This is a genomic window from bacterium (Candidatus Blackallbacteria) CG13_big_fil_rev_8_21_14_2_50_49_14, from assembly GCA_002783405.1.
Taxonomy (GTDB): Bacteria; Cyanobacteriota; Sericytochromatia; order UBA7694; family UBA7694.
Genome location: PFGG01000053.1, coordinates 17,166 through 36,307 on the forward strand (window position 1 = coordinate 17,166; position 19,142 = coordinate 36,307).

Below are 19,142 nucleotides of genomic sequence, written 5' to 3' on the forward strand. Positions count from 1 at the left end.
GTTTTATTTCATGAGTAGTATTTTCAGCAGCCGTCTCTATAGCCATCTGACTCAGGATCTGAATCAAACCCGTCTCGAAAATTATCAGGTCAATCGCTTTCAACGAACGGTTGAACAACAGGCCGCACAAGGCGAACGAGAAAAACTCCTGCGTGAAGGACTCGAATACCATCAAGCCAAAATGGCGGATATGCAAACCCGTCTGAATGAGGTGCTTGAAAAACTGAACAATGCCTATCGCAGATATGTCGACAATAAAACCATGTACCGCAAGGTTGCCCAAGAAGAAAAGTATATGGGCACCAGCCAATTGCTCAATGATTTGCCCAATATTGACAACCCCTCAGGACTGCCTGGGGTGTATCCCACAGGCCCGGCAGGAATTTTGCCCTTTGATGATCCAGGGAGAATCCGCAACTACAGCTACAACCCATTTTTTGGTTCAAAAGCAATTGATGAAAGCGATAAAACCCTGAATCGAACACATTGGCAGGTTCCCAATGAAATACTTGAAAAATCCTATACCGAAAATGGAGCTTTTTGGTCAAGTATCGCCTATCTCTGGGGTTGGGATCTTGATCGCATCAATGCGGCCTATGCCACCACCAGCAATGCCAATAACCTTCAGGTCAATGTCACCGCTCTGCAGCCCAATAAGCCGCAATACCCCCCGCTGCGTCCGGGGGATCGTTTTCCTTTGAATTGGAGTGATGGGCCCAGTGGCACCCTCCAGGATTATCCAGCCATCAATATTCGCGGGCTGCGGCCGGGGGGCGTTGATTATAGCCATGCCACCGATTCGCTGGGAACAGGGGGCGATGAACTGACGTATACAGCCAATATCATCGGCCCTCCCAGCGGCAATGGAGCAGGCACTCCCCCTTCGGGAGGCAATCCTTTTTACGTGGACAATGGCACCTTTCTGGCAGCCGGAGATACGGTCACCATCAATAAGTCAGGCGGCGGAGACCCCAATCAGACCCTTTCGGCTGTGGTGCCCCTGGCACCAGGCGATCCCTTTTACGATCCCGCATTCCCCAACCGACGCAAAATCTATACCAATGGTCCGGCTTATGGCTCCCCGGTGGACTCTGGCAGCATTCAAAAAAGTGTTCCCAGCAGCACAGCCCATATGAATGTGGTCGGAAAAAACAGCGTAAATTGGGGCTGGGAATTTGATGATCTCCCCCTTTCACTTGAAGTCACTTCTGTTTCTACCCAACCGGATGGAAATACGATTCCGACGGGCTATAAGGTCGTTTACGATATTCCGCCAACGCATCCCTTCTATGAAGAATTCAAGGTACTGAATGGAACTGAACCCAAAATAACCGATGCGCCCACAGAAATGGTCAAAGAACGCTTAAATAACGCAGGCTTTGATTATACGGGCTCGGTCTATTTTCCGGGCTCCAATGTGGTGGGGTTTCAGGTCGGCCCGCTGTTTCGAACCAGCCGGGGGGCATGGGTGGTTTCACAACCCGGTGAAAATGAATACGCGGCCCCCGGTCACTATACCTTTGCAGATGGCCCGATTGCAGCCTTTGATTTGATCACCTGTCTGCCTGGACTGAGTCTGACAGATGCGACCCAAGTTTCTTTCCGTTACCGCTACCGCGTGCACCAAAACTCTGCCCAATTTGGTTCTACCTGGGATGACAGTGGGCCAGGCGTGCCCTCTCGCTTTGGCTTTAGTCGCCACGACTGGTCAAGCAACCCGGCCCAGCCCGATGTCTACGGAGGGGGCAATACCTTTGGCACGCCCATGCCCTCGACCTATCGCACCATTACCAATGAATCGATTCAAACCGCAGGAGGGGCCCCGATCAATATCAGCTTGGGCAGCCCCAAGAACCCAAATACCTTTGGTTCAGATTACTTAAAAACCAGCGGTTATGAAGAATTGGTTGCCCAAATTGTTCCTGTTCCAGGACGTGATGATGCCGTTCGGGTTCAATTTCTGTTTGAAGGGGATTTAAATGCACTAGAAATTGAAATCACAGATTTTCAGATTGTCAGCTATGATGGCACGCTGAATACCTGGGAACAGGGCAAATATACGCCCGGCAACGTCAACCCGGTGATCTGGGAAGGGGATCCGCAAATTACCCAGGCCGATAGTCCTGAAGAAGTGATTAGCAAATATGTTCCCAATACCTATCAATTTACCCAGTTCAACGATCAATATACGAATGCCTTCAATATCGCCGATCGCAATGATATTGTCCGCAGCCCCTGGGAATTTGGTCTGCTCAATATGGACTCTGGCTCAGGCCTGAGTGGAGAACTCTGGCTGGACTTGAACGGACGCAGACTGAATTTGGATCACGATGCCGTCGTGGATCAGATCAAAGTCTGGGATGAGAGCATCGCAGCCCCTGTTCAAGCCAATACCGATATTCTTGAATCCGCAGCCATCGCGAAAGCCTATGCCTTTATTCCAGTTGAACACCCTGATGACGATTGTGGCCCCAATCCGGAGATGGAAGTCATTGCAGGTTCGGGCCCAGGCAACCCCTTCAATGCAGATGCGCCCACAGGGGGCATCCGCGTCGATTCTGTGGCCGGATTTACAGTGGGTGATGCCATTCTGATCGGAGGAGCAGGCCCCTATACCATCACGGGTCTGGTCAATGATGCAGGTTCACCTGCCACGTTGACAACAGATCCTGTCTTTGACAATCCCGCCATCCCCAGCTATGAATACCGCCCCCCCTTTGATAGCTTGCCCGCAGGCGATCGACTCGGAACGTCTCTGCCCGTGGATCCTTCCAGTGATTTCCCGCTGACCCTGGGCGGTACGACCTATACGACCTATGGGGAGTTGGCTGCCGCCTTCCCGCCTCCCGCCTGGCACCCGGCTGCAGGCAACCCTTTGGATCCCCTCTATTGGGTAGAATATACCCAGTCTACTTCGCCCGCAGTGCCTGGGAGACAGGAAGTTTATATCCATACCCCCATTGCTCCCCCAAGCGCAGGCACCCTTATTACCCCCTTTGTCGTCACTCCGGCCCCCCCCCATGTGGCCCAATTTGCAGATTCTGATCCCCTCAGCAGTTTTGCGCAACGCGAGGAACTGATGGGAGATGAAATCTTGATCGGTGAATTGCCACGTGATCCCGCCAGCATTGGCATTGCCCCCTTGGATCCGGGCCGAACAGCCAATCCAACCGCCACTGACCCCAATAACAACGGTTTTACCTGGGCAGATGCAGATTTTTATGCGAACTTTGGGGTCTCCACTGAACATTCACCCTTTCCAAGTGAAGCCTATACCGTCAACAATCCCAGTAATTTTATTACAGGGGTTTCCAATGATCGGGGGGTCACCACCAATCCCGATACGGCAGCAGCGGGCATAGTGGGAACCGTGGATCGTGTCATGGGTTCAGATATGGATATTGAATACCGAATTTCGATACCCACCCATGATGTCAACGTCTTGAGAAAAGAAAATAATTTATTGTTTAATTTGGGTTCGATCGACGAAAGGGATTGGGGCCTGGCAGTTCGAAATCCCTATATGGAATTCAGAACCTCACCGGGATATACCACAGTGCCCCGCTATCGGGTCGATGCAGGTGGAAATATCTACGATCTTTTTGGCAAAGGCCATTATGAAGACGATGCTGCCCGAACTGAATTCAGTGCCCTCGATCAGGATTCGGTTCAAAGAGTTTATACCACGGCAGGCGGGGCCACGCTCAATAACCAGGTCAGCAACAGTGACAAAAGCTATGATTACAGCAATTATGCGGCCTATAATGCCGGTGCAGCCAATTTTGAAGACTATATCACCGGCCACAACCGACTGTCATTAAATGGAGACGACTACAATCTCTTTGACTATGTGCCCGATCTGAATCTGGTTCCCGGTGATACAGAAGGCCGCCGCTTTGGTGAAACCTATATCGGGGCACTGCCCAGTAATTTTTACTATTACCGCGAAAATCTCGATCAGGGGGTTTCAGGCAGTGGCACGCCCTTTACGGTCGATCCTGAACGCGATGGGGCTTTGGCACGCCTCAATGGCGACAGCATGGCCGCCTTGAATTTTAATGGCCGTTTACAAAATCCTTCTGGCCGTTATGACATCGCCGACACAACGGTGGTACACAATCCCAATATGCCAGCCTGGTCAAGTGTGGTGATTGGCATTGCAGAGCAGGATGCAAAATTGCACAATGCCGAAAGAACCACCTCCAGCGCTTTTTGGCGGGGATTTAAGGCAGATGTACCACTGGCTTATGCCAAAAATGTCAATTTGGGGCAGACCCAAAATGTTCTGGGGCCAGAAAGGGCTGTCGGCGCCTCCAATTCAGTCTTCGCCACGATGCAGGCCGGGGGTTCCAGTATCAGTTTGGAAATGGGCTCTGAAATCAATCGCTCGGGCCATTTGCTCATGAATGAGTGGGTCAATGGAAACATGCAACCCCATGCCATTCCCCTGCCGCTTTTCGATACCAGTACCTTTCCGCTGAACACCCCAAGCAACTATACTTTTTCTGCCTATGGGCCGGAAACAGTAACCCGAACGGGCAGCCAATATATAGCCAATTTTCAGACAGATGTGCTCGATGCCGTGGATGGGCGCAAAGACAGCGTCATAGATCCCAGCTGGGCAGGCACCTTGCTCACGAATGCAGGAGGAACCGTCTCCGTCAGCCATCCCCCTGCGACCTGGAACAACGGCCTGATTTTGCATGTCGATGACGCAGCCGCTTTCGATGTTGAAGGCCCCCGCAATGAAGTCACGCTGGGCACAGATACCGCCACCCGGTACCGGGTGGTGTATAAAAACCCCACGGCCAGCCCGCAAACCTTGTTTTTGGTTCCCATCGCAGGGAGCGTACCCGCAGCCTATCAGAATTTTGTGCATACCGATCTACAGGTACGTCAGATCGTCGGCGAATATACGGTCAGTGTCACAGATCCAGCGGGTATTCCCAGCGCTTCAGGCACGCATCTGAAAATCGACTATGATGATCGGGGAACGCAAACTCCCGGTCAATTGGTCTCTGTTGCACTTTCTGCCGAGATGGATCGGGTCGGCAGATTTGCGCTCGATGATCCACGGGTGCCTGGGGTAGAAAGCGATGATCCCGCCACCCCCAGCGTGAATGAAGGGCAGAGAATTGCCCCTGAAATTTTCAACTCCCCCCGAGGCTATGTTCAAAGCGACGCCCAACTCAGTTTAAACCTGGTCAGTCAAGACAAAGACGGCAATCTGCGTCCGCGAAAACTGAAGTCTGTGCGGGTTGAAATAGAGCATGGGGAACAGCTGATTCCCCATCAGGTGGCACAAGCCTATACCACCACAGGCCCCTTTGATATCAACGGAGAATGGCCGATTGCGATTTTTGAAGGTGATACCCAACTCAATCCCTATGTCAGCACAGATCTGGGGATTTTAGTCGGTCATTATCAGGGCATCAGCGATGGCAGCAATGCCATGAACAGTGTCTCCCCTTCGCTTGAGCTGATCTCCACAGAGGGCTTTGCGGTCGGGCAGGAAATTTCAGTCAACGGCGAAAAACGCCTGGTTGCTGGCATTTCAGGCAATACCCTGAGCTTGGACAGCCCCTTGAGCACCCTTCCCCAACCAGGGGATCGTCTCAATTTGGGCAATGGTCTGGGAACCCGTGAACTCTCACTTTTTCTCAACAAATCCTATGCTATGTCAGCCGGTGCCCCAATCCGTATCCATCTGGAATATGATGAATACGATGTGATCGGATTTCCTCCCCGAATAGATACCTCGGCTCCTGTACGCAGTACCCAGGAGACGATCGGATTCAGCGATCCCAATACCGCTCAGCGGATGCAGATTCTGGAATCCAATACCGGCGATGGAAGTGCAGGCAGTCCCATCGCTGTTCAATCGACCCTGGGATTCAATCCCGGTGATGTGGTGAATATCAACAGTGTGACACGGCGAATTACAGCCCTTGATAATGTGGGCAATACCCTGACCCTGGATCGCCCCTTGACCACCTCACTGGGTCAAACCCTGAGCAGTGGCACCATTTACCGCAGCGACTACGAAGACTTCGTACAGGTCGGTCCTGGCCGTTCAGGGGGAAGTTTTGAAAACGACTTGACCCAAGAACTCAAACGGATCATCGACAATCCTGAATACCAGGAACTCTTACGTTACGGTCTGATGAAAAATCTCTTTATCAGTGCAGCCAGCAATGATCCCTTCGGCAATCTGATCAGTTCAAAACTCTTTTTAAACTGGATGCGCAATAAACGTCAGATGGAAATCAGCCAAACATCTTTTATGGCCTATTATAAGTCCATTTGAGTTTCGGGGCTGACCAGACGGTAGCCCAAGCCCCGAACGGTTTGAATCAGATGGGTACCAAAAGGTTTGTCTATTTTTTGACGCAGATACGAAATATAGACATCAATCGTCGCAGGCGCAACCTCGGGATCTTCCCACACCCTTTCAGCCAGTTGCAGTCGGCTGAGTATCTGCCCCTGGTGTTGAAGCAGATATTCCAATAAGCGGTACTCCTGTTGGGTAAGCGGGATTTCAACCCCTTCATGCGTCAGGCGATGGGCCTGTAAATCCAATTTCAAAGTGCCCGTTTGCAGGGCCGTGCTTTTGGCTTTGCTCTGGCGTCTGAGCAAGGCCCTGACCCGCGCCAGCAGTTCATCAAACTCAAAGGGTTTGGCCAAATAATCATCTGCGCCTAAATTCAAGCCCTGGACACGATCCTGAACCTGCCCACGCGCACTGAGCATCAGAATGGGCGTTTCCAACTTGGCTTCACGCAGTTTCCGACAGATTTGCAAGCCATCCAGGCCCGGCAGCATCAAATCGAGCAAAATCAAATCATGCTCACCCATCAAGGCAGCATGGAATCCAGCCTTGCCGTCTTTAACGATTTCTACCCAATAGGACTCTTCTTCCAGGCCTTGGGCAATCAGGCGCGCAAGTTTCGGTTCATCTTCAATTAAGAGAATTCGCATGCATCCTATCCTAACATTCCCTTGCGCTCAGTAAACTTTAAGTTTTCCTCAAGAAAGTATCAAGCTTGATTGCTGTTTAAGCATGCCCCTTATCTAGTTTGTATCAATTTAAAGCCCTCGCCCAGGACGGAGACTCCCTCTGCGCGAACAATCACTCAGTTCCCACAGCCCTTTTCTTGCTAGAATTTTCAGGTTAAACTAAACATATACTTCAGAATTCAATAATATCTGGCTATAACAATAACTCAATAACTTTGAGTCCAAAGGAAAATTTCGAGCATGTCCGAATTGTCCATCCATCCCGCCATGATGGCCCTCAGCTACGACAGCAACCGCAACGGCAAGGTCAGCGACGAACTTAAGGTCAAGCAAAACGCCGAGACCCTGCGCGCCATCGGTGGCGATGCCGAAGTTACCGTCATGGAGCTCGCCACCGCCCTCAGAAACGACAAGGTCGTCATCAATAACGGTGAGATTCAGGCCAAGTCCGGCCCCGTCCCGCGCGTCGCCCTATTCAACAACTACGGCAGTATCCAGGCTGAGGTTCAGAATATTCGTGACCAGCTGAGTAGCTCAGCCACAGCTCCCAAGGAACTCCCCCTTGAACCAGACTCAGATTCTGATCGTTTCAACCAGGAGCTCAGTGCTCTCGATAGCGATTACGAAAAGGTCTTTCAGGCCGCCAACGAGGGACATCTCAAACTTAAACAAAGCGCAGACAGCCTCAATGATCCTACCCTCAAGAGTCTGATCGCCAAAGGTGATCTCCTTTTCCGCTTCATGCCCAGCTTTCAGATTACCGAAGATCACGACTTCAGCCGTCTGATGTACGCCAAGCAGCAAGAACGCTTCATCCACTCGACGCAAGACTATTTCAAGGCCATCGCCGATCATCTCAGCGAAGCCAATAAGTCCTGAAATCAGCAATGACAAAAAAACGGGGGGCATGGGGCACTGGGATGGCTTCTAAAGCAAGGCTTCGGCGGCTTGTATTTCAGCCAACATGCCCAAACGTTTGGCCAATTTGATACTTTTTTTCCAATGGCTTCGGGCTGAACTCAGTTGTTCCTGAAACTGCGCAATTTTTCCCTGATAGAGTTCAAAACGTGGGCCCGCCATGGGAAAACGATGGGCAAATTCCTGAAAGGCTTCCCGCAGTTCCAATACGCTTTGGGGCAAACAGGCCATTTCTCCTGCACCTTCACAGTGCAAAAGATATTCCATTTCGGCGGTAAAGACTTCAAGATCCGTCGCTGAAATCGCTTCCTGGCTATTGTCCTTCAGATCGACCAATTCCTGGGCCAGTCGATGGGCCTGTTGGAGATCTCCTGCTTTTAAAGCCAGGCGCAAGAGGATGGCCTGAGATTGCACCCTCAACCGGCCCCCCAGACTCTCCGCCAGGGCGCGCGATTGTTTGGCAAGAGAAAGTGCCAATTGAATTCTGTCCTGGAGCAAATGCACGCGGGCCTGGGTTTCAAGTGAACGGGATTCCAACTCCTTGTCCCCCCTTTGGCGCGCCAATTGCGAAGATTGTTGTGAGAGTTCAAGGGCCCGCTCTATTTGGCCCTGATAAAAACGAACCTGCGCCAAAAGTCCCATGCTTTCATTGCAGTGGCGTAAATCCTTCTGGCGACGGTAGAGTTCGGTGGATTGAAACAATCCGTACTCAGCCTGCTCCCATTGGGCCTGACCCAAACTGTATAAACCTGTCAGCTGAAAAACCCAGGCCCGGCTGGAAAGATCGTCCAAAACTTCGGCCTGTTGCAAGGCTTTGCGCGCAAAATATTCAGCAATCGGACGCTGCCCCAAAAAACCACAGATCAAGGCGATATTGGCATAGGCCCGCGCCAATTGGGGAGAGGGGCCAGCCTCTTCACAGAGATTGACAATCAAAAGTGCATTGTAAAGGCCCAAGGTCTTTTCGCCATTCAAATAATAAATTTGCCCCAGGCGCTCACAGGTCTGAGCGGCTGCCAGAAGGCGCTTTTTTTCATCGGGATCAATCCAAACCTGTCCGGGTCGAATGCGGTGACGCAATTGCGTTAAAATCTGAGGCAAAAGTTGACGGGGAGCCAAATCTGCCGGAGGAGGCGGCCAACCGGAAAGCGTCAGAGATTTTTGCAGATGCCTTTGACTTTCGGTCAATTGACCCAATCCATAATGGGCTTCGCCCAGACCTTGATGCACCGTCGCCATCCAGTCGTGGCTCATTTCAAAACCGGCATGCTGCAAACTTTGCAAGAGAAAGAAAATCGCCTGCTGGTACAAACCATCCTCCAAAGCTGACTGACCTGAAATCAAAAGATATTGACAAGACTTGACGGCAACACGGGCCTGGGTCCAGTGATAGGCCAAAAGCGTGGCATGGGCTGTGAGATCATCTTCAAATTCTTGCTCCAGCCAGGCCGCTACCTGCTGGTGAAGCTCCCGTCTCTGCTCTGAGAGCAAAAGACTGTAGATGGCCTGGTGAGTCAAATTGTGGCGAAAAACATAGGAAAGGCTCGGAAAAACCCCCACCAATTGAATCATATTGATATTTTCAAGTGCTCTGAGCGAATCCAAGAGGCCTTCGCGATCCTGAACCAGGGGGTAAATATCATAGAGGGCCTTGAAATCAAATTGCCGGCCAATGACACTGGCGATTTTCATGGCCAACTGCTGAGTCGGTAAAAGCCGATCAAGACGGCTGACAATCGCCCCTTCGATTGAATTTGGCAATTGCAGCTGTCGCAGCTCTTCCGGACTCAAGGAGAGTTCACATTGGCCCTGGTTGACCTTTAAATGTCCATTTTCACGCAAACTCAACGCCAATTCCTGGCTGAAAAAAGGGTGGCCTTCGGCACGTGAAGCAATCAAATCCAAAACTGCTGCGGGCACGCTGTGAACCCCCAGCTTACTGGCCACCAGGGTCTCAATTTCTGCAGCAGGCATGCGACCCAAAATCATATGCTCTGCCAGAGGCGATTTCTGTAAATTTTCCCAGGCTCTCAGGCAGATCTGGGGAGTCTTATCGTCGGCATTGGCCAAAGGGCGACAAACGAGCACAACCATCAATCCGGGTACTTCATAGCGTACCTGTTCCACCAATTGCCACGACAGACTGTCTAACCACTGGCTGTCATCCAAGACCACGATCAAGGGTTCAACACTCACGGCATCCTGCAAGACTGCCGTCAAAATATCCAAGGTGTTCTGAATCCGTGCTTCCCCCCGAAAAGAGAGGGTGGTGGCATTATCAGGAATTTCAAGATCTAAAACCGGCCCCAAGAGCGGAATATATTCACTTAAATGGGGATAAAAACTCATATGTCCCCGCAACTGTTCAAGTCGCAGACGCGAAGGCAGATGAACAGAAATCCCCAAAAGATCGCAAAACACACGCTGCCAGGCATACCAGGGCGTATGTTGCTGCAGGGCATCGGCCTCGGTCATCAGCAAGGCCGAACCTAAGCGCGCTGCTTCAGTCTGAAGATGGCGCACCAGCGTGGTTTTACCTACCCCCGCTTCACCCTCCAGAAAAACCAGGCTTGAACTGCGGTATTGACTGAGTTGGCGGGCTATCTCTAAAAGCTTCTCAGTTTCTGCCAAACGTCCGACTTGCGAATCATAGTGAAAATGGCGGGCCAGCGCCATGCGGGGAGAATAGATCTCAAGTGGCGTATTCTTGCCTTTGAGCAGAACAGGCGCCAGTTCATCAAATTCAAATTGGGACTGCGTTAAACTCCAAGTTTGACGATCGACGACAATCTTTTCTTTTGCAAACTGCATCAAACGTGCAGCCGTATTGACCGTATCCCCCAAAAGTGTATATTCCCGTCGCCAGTCGGAGCCCACTTCACCACAAAAAACACGACCACTGGTAATGCCCATCGAGGCGGTTAACGAAAAACCTGCAAGCAAAGACTCCAATTCCAAGGCTGCAGTGACTGCGCGTTGTGCATTGTTTTCATGCGAAGCAGGCGGCAAGCCGAAGACAGACAGCAAGGAAAGCCCTTTTTCATCCAGATTGATTTTATTGACGGTTCCACCATGAAAGGAAATTTTTTCTTGAATCAAAGAAAGCCAACGGGGAAGTTGCTCTGGCGTTAAGGCTGGCAGTAAAAGGAAAAGTACTGAAACTGTGCGCAATTCAGCCAGCCAGTTTTGCTGCCCTGCAGCAAGCCGGTAGCGCACCACCTCAGGTAAATAATTTAAGAGCCAGGCATCGGGCAAGGCTGTTTCTTGAAAATAGGGCTCATTGGGTCGTGAAATATCGGGTAAGGTATGAAGAATGCCATAGTGTTCAGCTATCGCTTGATACCCAGTTTCCGGCGGGCACCAACTCAAGGCCTGGGGCCCCAAAACCACTTGGCCAGGCTGGGCCATACCTTCAGCGGCAAAAGCACTCGAAACCCCTGCGCCGGAAAGAATCAGCTCCCAGTGTTGGTGGCGGTTCTGTAAATGCAAAAAGAGCAAATCACCCCATTCCAAACCAATCCGAATCTGAAGTGGCATGGGCATTTTCGTGCGCAAGCCCTGACTGAGCACCTGCATTTCAAGCGCACAGGCAGCGGCCCGAGAGATCAGCATGGCATTGGATTCAGGCACCAGCGATCGGCTCCAGACAGCCAGCAGCGCATCACCTGCAAACTTTATTACATCGCCATCCCAGGCGCGGATACGCTCTAAAAGACCGCCAAAATACAAATTCAAGGTTTGACTCAGGGTTTCTATTCCCTCAGAACCTTCTTGTCCCAATTGTTCTGCAAGTCGTGTAAATCCGGAAATATCCGCGAAAAGCACGATTCCTTGATCACTCCAAAGAAAAGGCAGCTGATCAGGCCCACGACTAAGACGTTGCCTGACAACCCGGGGAACATAACCAGAAAACAGAGATTCCAAGCTTGTTTGCATAATTTTTTACTGTCTGTTCTTAATTGTATCAAGAGCGTCTCAGCCCTGCGTGAATTATTTTGAAAATGAAAGGTTTTGCGAGAAAGTCGACATGGGCGGTCTGGGCATAAAATTAAGAAAAGTTTAAATTTTTTTGAGATTCACCCTCCTCAGCCTCTCTGCTTTCAGGTAAAATGAGAAACAGTGTGCTCATCTAGAGCATCTAATTGAACCCAGAAAGGTTACTACATGAGTCGTTATACAGGACCCAAAGAGCGGATCTCCCGTGCTCTGGGCCTCAACCTGTTTCTCAAAGGCAAACGCTATGAAGCAGGCAAGAGCGCCTTCCACAAGGGCCGGGGCCGTCCCGGACAGCATGGCCAAAGCCGGATTAAAGTTTCGGAATATGGTATGCGTCTGAAAGAAAAACAGAAACTTCGTTTTATGTACGGTGTTTCTGAAAAACAATTCCGTCGCTATTATGATTTTGCAAACCAAAGCAAAGGCAGTACCGATGAGCGTTTCCTTCAATTCCTGGAAACCCGTCTGGACAACGTCGTCTATCGCATGAAATTTGCGACGACCCGTGCCCAAGCCCGTCAGTTCGTAAGCCACGGTCATATTCTCGTCAATGGCAAACGTGTCAACGTTGCTTCTTATAAAGTCAGAGCCAACGACAAAATTGAAGTTTTGGAAGCCAGCAAGAACTTTGTTCGCAACGCTGTCGAAGGTTTCGTAGGCGAAGTTGTTCCTGAGTGGATGACCTCTGATACCGAAGCCATGACCGGTGAAGTTCTGCGCACACCTCTGCTCGACCAGATTGATACTGGCAAATTGATTCAAATCAACCTGATCATCGAGTTTTATTCTAAATAGAGTGGTGCGATGGGATTCAAAATCCCATGCCTGCGTGCTGGTTACAAGAATCAGGCACCATTCACAGGTACCCTCCAGATCCTTTCTGGAGGGTTCTTTGTATCAAATTCAGGAGCCCATCATGTCACTACAGCAATACGAATTTCTCGAAAAGATCGAGCACTATACGGGCCAGCAGGATCCCTATTCACTGCCTGACGATGTTCAAAACTGGATTGTTCAGGAACTCGAAAAGCGCCTGCAGGTCATGCTGGAAAAATATCCTGAACTTCCGCTTGAAATATTTCGCACCCTGCGAACCTGGCAAAATCTCCCAATTTTTATCATTGGGTTTCGTAAAGAGGATCAAACCTGGATCAAAGAAGCTTGGCATTACGGAATCAAGCCTGCTCCTGAAGGTGCAGCAGGTATTCAATTGGTTTTGGATCGTGTACCCGTCAAACATTTTCAAGAGAACCCAGGTCATGTCTGAGGCTCAGGAACCCAGTCGCAGCAAAAAACTGATCGCAGCTGGGCTTGGCATCTTGGCCTTGACCTATTTGCTCAACCCTGGAGCAGGTATTTTTGAAATCATTCCAGATAATCTACCGGTCTTGGGAAATCTGGATGAAGCAACAGCAGTGACCTTGCTCTTGACCTGCCTGCGTGTCTATGGATGGGATTTGACCGCCTGGTTGCCTGGCAAGAGGCAGAGACTTAAGGATTCTGAAACTGACAAGAAAAGCGCCCCCTAAAAGGCAGGGGCCCAAACAGCCTCTGTGCGCTTCAAATCAATCAGACCTCTTCCCCCAATAAGGAAGTAAGACCTTCCCCCAGATTCAGTTGAATGGGTGCATCGTCGTTCCCAAAAAGCGAGGTCAACCCTTCTCCTAAATTGAGGTTCAGAGGCTGCTCTTCATCGCCAAACAGCGAGGTCAATCCCTCTGCGGAGTTTTCTAAAGGTGAAGGCTCTGGCGTGTCTTTGACAGGCAGGAAACGGGCAGCGCGAATCATCAGTTTATGGGGTTGGATCTCAGACAGGGTATCTTTTGGAGGATCAAAGGAAGGATCTTCAAAGAAATCGCCATTTTCAATTGAAATAATCTTATAAAAAGCTTCTTCACCTTCCAAATCTTTGTACATTGCGTGCACAAAGCGTCCTCTGTCAATATATATTTTGGCATCGATATGGGTAGCCAAATCACGGATATGCAGTTTCTTGCGATCCAGGGCTGAAAGATTGAGTTGCACGAAATCAAAGACCCCAATCTGACTGAGAAATCCTTTGAAGCCCATTTGACTGATTTCAGCCAGCAATTGTTTGAGCTTACGCAGATTGATCGGCTTTGCCAAGAGACGAATCTTACCAATATTGCCCATTTCTTCAAGCTCGTCTTCACTGACATTGACAATTGCCACAACCGGAGATTGAGGGTAATGCTGTTGAAGCCATTTTAAAAAGCTCTGCTGACTGAGGGTATCGGTAATGACCAGATCGACAGGCTCATCGTCCAAGGCCGCCATCGCTTCTTGAGGGGTTTTTAAAGAAATACAATTGAAACCCTCCGTAAACAGGGTTCGCTGAATAATCATCCGACTCATCGGATCGGTATCCACCAACAGAATATTGCGAACCGAAACCGGTCCCTGACTGGCAAAAGGATCCTGAGGATTGAGCAATTCGTCCATGGAGGTAGCGGCATTCATGGAGAGATTATCAAAAGGCATTTGAATGCTAATTTTACTGGGTTCCTGCCAGTTTTTCTCTTGAAATTCGCCATTTTTAAACTGAACAATTCGATTAAAAGCCTCGGCCCCTTCAGATTTCAACTCACGTTCAAGCGTACGGGCATTGGTGACATAGAGTTCAGCATGAATGACTTCCCCCCCACGCAAATAGAGAATACCTTCTGTTCGCGTAAATTGGTCATTAAACGTCACTAGGCACTGCGGCTTATTCATGCGCATGACTTGCAAAAGGTCAATTACGTTCATGCGTTGCACTTGGCCCACCAACCCCGTGTCCTGTTGATCGAGCATTTCCAAAAGTCTGCGGGTGGGCAAGGGCTTCGGCAAAAAACCCAAGACTGATTTGTGTTGTCTCAAATCATCAAGAACAGCCGAGAAATCCTCATCGGGATTGGCGATTAAAATGACTTTTCGTTTGGGATAATTTTCACAGACCCACAGGGCCAGTTCTTCCCCTTCTTCATCAGGCATGTCCAAACAGGCAATCACAAAGTCGAAGGGTCGGTTTTTGAAGCGTTGCGTGGCTTGGTAGAGTTCATCTTCAAAGACCAACTCCCATTCATCCGACGCAAGCATCTGCTGCAAATGCCTGCGGTGTGAAGGGTCTTCATCAAAAATTAGAATTCGCTTGCTCTTGGGGGACATGAAAATAGCATACCTCTCTCAAAATGCATGAAACGAAGAGGCTGCTCAAAGCCTGATCAAAACCTAAAGTTTCATACCCAATAAACTAATTTTAACATAATAAGGCCCCAGAATGCGGCAGGGTTCAAGCACAGTAAAATACTAAATTTCTCCGGATTATAGCGTATTTTGTTGACTAGGGTTTGAGTGGTTTGGCTTCAAAACTTCCATTGGGTTGAACAAAAATAACCCGTTTTAACCGTTCTGCCTGAAACTCAAAGCGCACCTGGTAGCCCTCAAGATCTTTCAATTTGAAAAGATCACGCTTGACCGCTTCCAGCACAAACGCAGGTTGGCCACTTGCACGGACCTGAAGATGCTCCCCTTTCAAGGAGATCTCAACCCGTATACCCGCCAGATCAAAAGCACCTTGATAGCGTTTGAGAAATGCTGGATTCAGCATTTCTGGAGGGGCCTGGCGTTCAAAGCGAATCGCTTCGGCCAGATTATCCAATTTAAGCTCTACACTTTGAATATCCCCCTCAAGATTGTTCAAAAAATGCACCCAAAGTTTATCCAAAATGGCATCGGGCTCTTTCACAACAAAGGTATCGTAATGCCAATGTTCGATTTTCCCCCCCAAATCCCGGTAGCCCAGTCTGAGCTTGCCCGCTTGAGATTCGAGTTTCAGTTCGCCATACGCAGGGTGATGATAAGTCCCCAGATAGTCCTGCAGTGGATGCGAAGGGTGGGTATTGGGAACACGCGTTCTTAAATCCTGACCCTTCACAATTTTTTCAGCCATTTCCATGCCCGGCTTGATGCGCGCACTCCAATCCAAAGGCTCAAGTTCCAGCAGCAAATCACTGAGTTCCATGCTCAAAAGTGAGGGCAAGGGATCATGTTCTTGATTGCTTAAAATGACCAAGCCTATTTTCTTTTCAGGCAAAAGGCTCACCAAGGCTGAATAGCCATCAATATTGCCACCGTGAGAGATCATCTGGTGTCCCCGGTAGGGGTGAATCATCCAACCCATGCCATAAAGCGTATAGGGAATTTCAGGATAACTGGCATGGCTGTTCATGATCACCTGGGGGCTGTGGAGTTCCTTTAAACTGCTTTCAGAAAGCAGGGGCTTCTCCTGCCAGTTGCCCTTGCCCAGGTTAAAAATGAGCCATTGCGCCATATCCCGCGCACTGGAATGGATTGCTCCCGCAGGCGCAGCCCCTGCCAAGCTGCGGTAGGGAATCCTTTTGATTTGATTCTGACGTTTGGCATAGGGCAGAGCATGATCGGGTTCCTGCTGAAAAGCAGACAATGAAGTCAAACTGCGCTTCATGCCCAAAGGCTCAAACAATTCAGTCTGAATTTGCTCCTCCCAGGAGTGTGCACCCAATTTTTCGGCCAAATACCCCGCTGTCATATACATCAGATTCTGATACTGAAATTGATTGCGAAAGTCCGCTGTAAAATCCAAATATTTCAAACGCTGGTAGAGAGCTTCCCGATCCAGTTCTGCTCCATACCAGACCAAATCATGGCGCGGCAGTCCTGAACGGTGAGTCAGCAGATCACGGGTTGTTAAATGCTCACTGGCAAAGCTTTGTTTCAAACGAAAATCCGGCAGATAGGTTTGAATCGGGGCATCCCAATCCAGCTTTCCCTGATCCACCAAAATGCCCAAGAGTGAAGCTGTAAAGGCTTTGGTACAGGAGCCAATCGCAAAGAGCGTATCAGGCCCGACAGGCAGTTTTTTTTCAAGATTGCGTTGTCCAAAGCCCTCTGCAATTAATACCCGATCCCCTTTTACCAAGGCAACCCCCAAACCAGGGGTTTTCCACTCTTTGCGGCGCTGCTCAATTTTTTCACGCAAGGAGTCGATCAGGGCCTCTTCCTTGGCTGCGGCTTGAAGCTGAGCTTCGGCATTGGGGCGTTTCAGCGCAAACGCAAAAGTTTGCCCGCCCTGCGAAAATTGACCCTTCAGCTCGGATTCTTCAGGATTCAATTCCCCGTCAAAACTGGGGTTTCCAGGAATCCCGGCAATGCTGAAACGCATTTTCTGTTTATCCAGAACAATCGCAGACAGGGGAAGATTTTTTGAGTTTTGCGCGGGGATATCAATACTGCCTTGCCAAACGCCTTCAGCATTCTGGCGAAGATGTACGACCACCTCAAGGGCTTGTCCTGGGATCTGTATTGTCCCCTGCCATTCCCCTGTAGGCAGCGCAAATACGGGAGTAACCCACAGACAGGAACTCAAGCAAAATCCCACTAAAATGCTGCGCAAAATCTGGCTTTTTCTCATCAGTCAAGAAACTCCCATAGTAAATTGCCTCTAATATAGCAAATCTCAACCTGGATTGCAGATTGTGGTCAATCAGCCTAAACTGAAAAGGTCAGACCAAGCAAAGGACACCGCACAATGGATCGCATGACCGTTCTCTTCTGGTGTGTGATGAGCCTGCTGATTGGCTCTTCAGTTTTCTATGGGGTTTCAGCAGAAAAACAACGACACACCCAATCAGCTAACGCTTCACCTTTAATCAGTGGCGATCTGGTCAAGCTTGAAAAACTAATCGATGGAGACTCACTCCTAGTTTCAAAAGCAGATCAGACGGGACTTCCTATCCGCCTGTTGGGTATCAAAGCATTCGATGCAAAAATTGAAAAGGCAGTTTACTCCTCTGTTGCAAGAGCGGGCCTGAAACATCTTGAAAGTTTAACCTCAGGTAAATTATTGCGTGTGCAGTTAAACACCCAAGCAGAAAAAGATAAACATGATCGCTATCTTGCAACGCTCTACGCTGAAGATGAAGACGTTGCGCTCAACCTGATTCGGGAGGGATGGGTTCTGGTCTATACGGTCTATCCGTTTGGTGCTATGCAACTCTATCTCCATGAGCAAACCCTTGCAAAGCAGGCCAAACGGGGTCTTTGGGCAGATCCTCAGACGCAGGCCTATGCGCAGTCATTGATTCGATCCTGGCGCAACCAGACAGAATAGGAGTTTTCTATGCTGCAATACATGATGCAAATCTTTGACCGCAAGCTTTTGAGAAACCCGCCTCCCACGCTCCGGGTTTTGGGACTGATGGTGGCGATTTTGCTCTATGGAACCACCGGTTATCTTTATTTCGAGTTGCCAGCAAACCCTGATTTAAATTGGTTCGATGCCTTCTGGTATACCCTCGTCACCATGACCACAGTAGGATACGGTGACTTCTTCCCCAAAAGCTTGGGCGGCCGATTTTTGGTAGGGGGGCCGATTATGATCTTTGGCATTGGTCTCTTGGGCTATGCCTTATCGCTGATCGCAGCCGCACTGATCACGTCTAAAACAAAGGAAATCAAGGGAATGTCAACTTTTAAATTTAAAGAGCATTTAATTGTCTTCAACTATGCAGGTTTAGCAAAAATCATCCGTGTCTTGGACGAATTGGCCATCGATCCCTCCGTGGGTGAAATGCCCGTGATTTTAGTCGATGAATTTCTCGATGAATTGCCTGAAGAGCTGCAAAGAAAAGGTGTACATTATATCAAAGGCAATCCTACTCGGGATCAGACCTTATCGCGGGCCAATATTGACTTCGCAAAGCACGCCATTGTGCTCACACGCAATTCCAATGATCCTGCTTCTGATCATCTCAATGTTTCGATTGCGCTTGCCGTTGAAGGTCGCAACCGGGCCGTCAACAGTGTGGTCGAGTGTATCGATCCCAGTTTTGAAGAACTTTTGCGTAAAGCAGGCAGCGATCGGATCGTCTGCAGCAGCCGTTTTGATGCCCATTTCTTAAGCCAGGAACTGCTAAACCCCGGAATTCAGGAAGTCTTGGGCCAATTACTCACCCTGACACGGGGCCAACAGTTTTATTTAATCCCAGCTTCAAATAATGCAAATTTTTCTGAGTTTGCAAACAGAGGCCAACGCCAGGGGCATATTGTACTGGGCATCTGTGATCTCCAAAATCAGATTCTGCTCAATCCCCCCGCTGAACAAAGCGTATTGGCAGGCGATCGTGTGATTACGATTGGCGCAAATCGCCTGGAAAAGCTTTAACAAGCAA

Annotated in this window: 11 protein-coding genes; 7 read left to right on the forward strand and 4 right to left on the reverse strand. The window is 49.6% G+C overall.

Annotated features, from left to right (window positions below; translation table 11 throughout):
- Positions 1-10 precede the first annotated feature (10 nt).
- Positions 11-6,307, forward strand: coding sequence for a hypothetical protein (locus COW20_12975; protein ID PIW47330.1), 6,297 nt, complete (start codon positions 11-13; stop codon positions 6,305-6,307).
- Here COW20_12975 and COW20_12980 read toward each other — a convergent pair.
- Positions 6,292-6,978: a DNA-binding response regulator gene (locus COW20_12980; protein PIW47331.1), complete on the reverse strand. Its 687-nt coding sequence runs from the start codon at positions 6,976-6,978 to the stop codon at positions 6,292-6,294. The genes COW20_12975 and COW20_12980 overlap by 16 nt on opposite strands.
- 279 nt (positions 6,979-7,257) lie before the next feature.
- Between COW20_12980 and COW20_12985 the strand changes: the two genes are divergently transcribed.
- Positions 7,258-7,896, forward strand: a complete 639-nt coding sequence (locus tag COW20_12985) for a hypothetical protein (protein PIW47332.1) — start codon at positions 7,258-7,260, stop codon at positions 7,894-7,896.
- 48 nt (positions 7,897-7,944) lie between these two features.
- Here the strand turns inward: COW20_12985 and COW20_12990 are convergent, their stop codons facing one another.
- On the reverse strand, positions 7,945-11,871 hold the full coding sequence (locus COW20_12990; protein ID PIW47333.1) for a hypothetical protein: 3,927 nt from the start codon (positions 11,869-11,871) through the stop codon (positions 7,945-7,947).
- 228 nt (positions 11,872-12,099) lie between these two features.
- Here COW20_12990 and COW20_12995 point away from each other — a divergent pair, with 228 nt between their 5' ends.
- The 3 genes from COW20_12995 to COW20_13005 all read left to right on the forward strand — a co-directional run bounded on the left by COW20_12995 (position 12,100) and on the right by COW20_13005 (position 13,460).
- Complete coding sequence (locus COW20_12995) at positions 12,100-12,726, forward strand: 30S ribosomal protein S4 (protein PIW47334.1); 627 nt, start codon at positions 12,100-12,102, stop codon at positions 12,724-12,726.
- Between the two features lie 121 nt (positions 12,727-12,847).
- A complete protein-coding gene (locus tag COW20_13000) occupies positions 12,848-13,198 on the forward strand; it encodes a hypothetical protein (protein ID PIW47335.1) in 351 nt (116 codons plus the stop codon).
- Positions 13,191-13,460 (forward strand): DUF1232 domain-containing protein, encoded by a 270-nt coding sequence (locus COW20_13005; GenBank protein ID PIW47336.1) that lies wholly within the window; start codon positions 13,191-13,193, stop codon positions 13,458-13,460. Before COW20_13000 ends, COW20_13005 begins: the two co-directional genes overlap by 8 nt.
- Positions 13,461-13,500: 40 nt before the next feature.
- Here COW20_13005 and COW20_13010 read toward each other — a convergent pair whose 3' ends face one another.
- Both COW20_13010 and COW20_13015 read right to left on the reverse strand, forming a co-directional pair.
- Positions 13,501-15,099: a hypothetical protein gene (locus COW20_13010; GenBank protein PIW47337.1), complete on the reverse strand. Its 1,599-nt coding sequence runs from the start codon at positions 15,097-15,099 to the stop codon at positions 13,501-13,503.
- A gap of 175 nt (positions 15,100-15,274) precedes the next feature.
- On the reverse strand, positions 15,275-17,383 hold the full coding sequence (locus COW20_13015) for a hypothetical protein (protein ID PIW47338.1): 2,109 nt from the start codon (positions 17,381-17,383) through the stop codon (positions 15,275-15,277).
- Between the two features lie 117 nt (positions 17,384-17,500).
- On the opposite strand from COW20_13015, the gene COW20_13020 reads away from it, so the two are divergent.
- Positions 17,501-18,082 (forward strand): hypothetical protein, encoded by a 582-nt coding sequence (locus tag COW20_13020; protein ID PIW47339.1) that lies wholly within the window; start codon positions 17,501-17,503, stop codon positions 18,080-18,082.
- Between the two features lie 9 nt (positions 18,083-18,091).
- On the forward strand, positions 18,092-19,135 hold the full coding sequence (locus COW20_13025; GenBank protein ID PIW47340.1) for a hypothetical protein: 1,044 nt from the start codon (positions 18,092-18,094) through the stop codon (positions 19,133-19,135).
- The last annotated feature ends 7 nt before the right edge of the window (positions 19,136-19,142 follow it).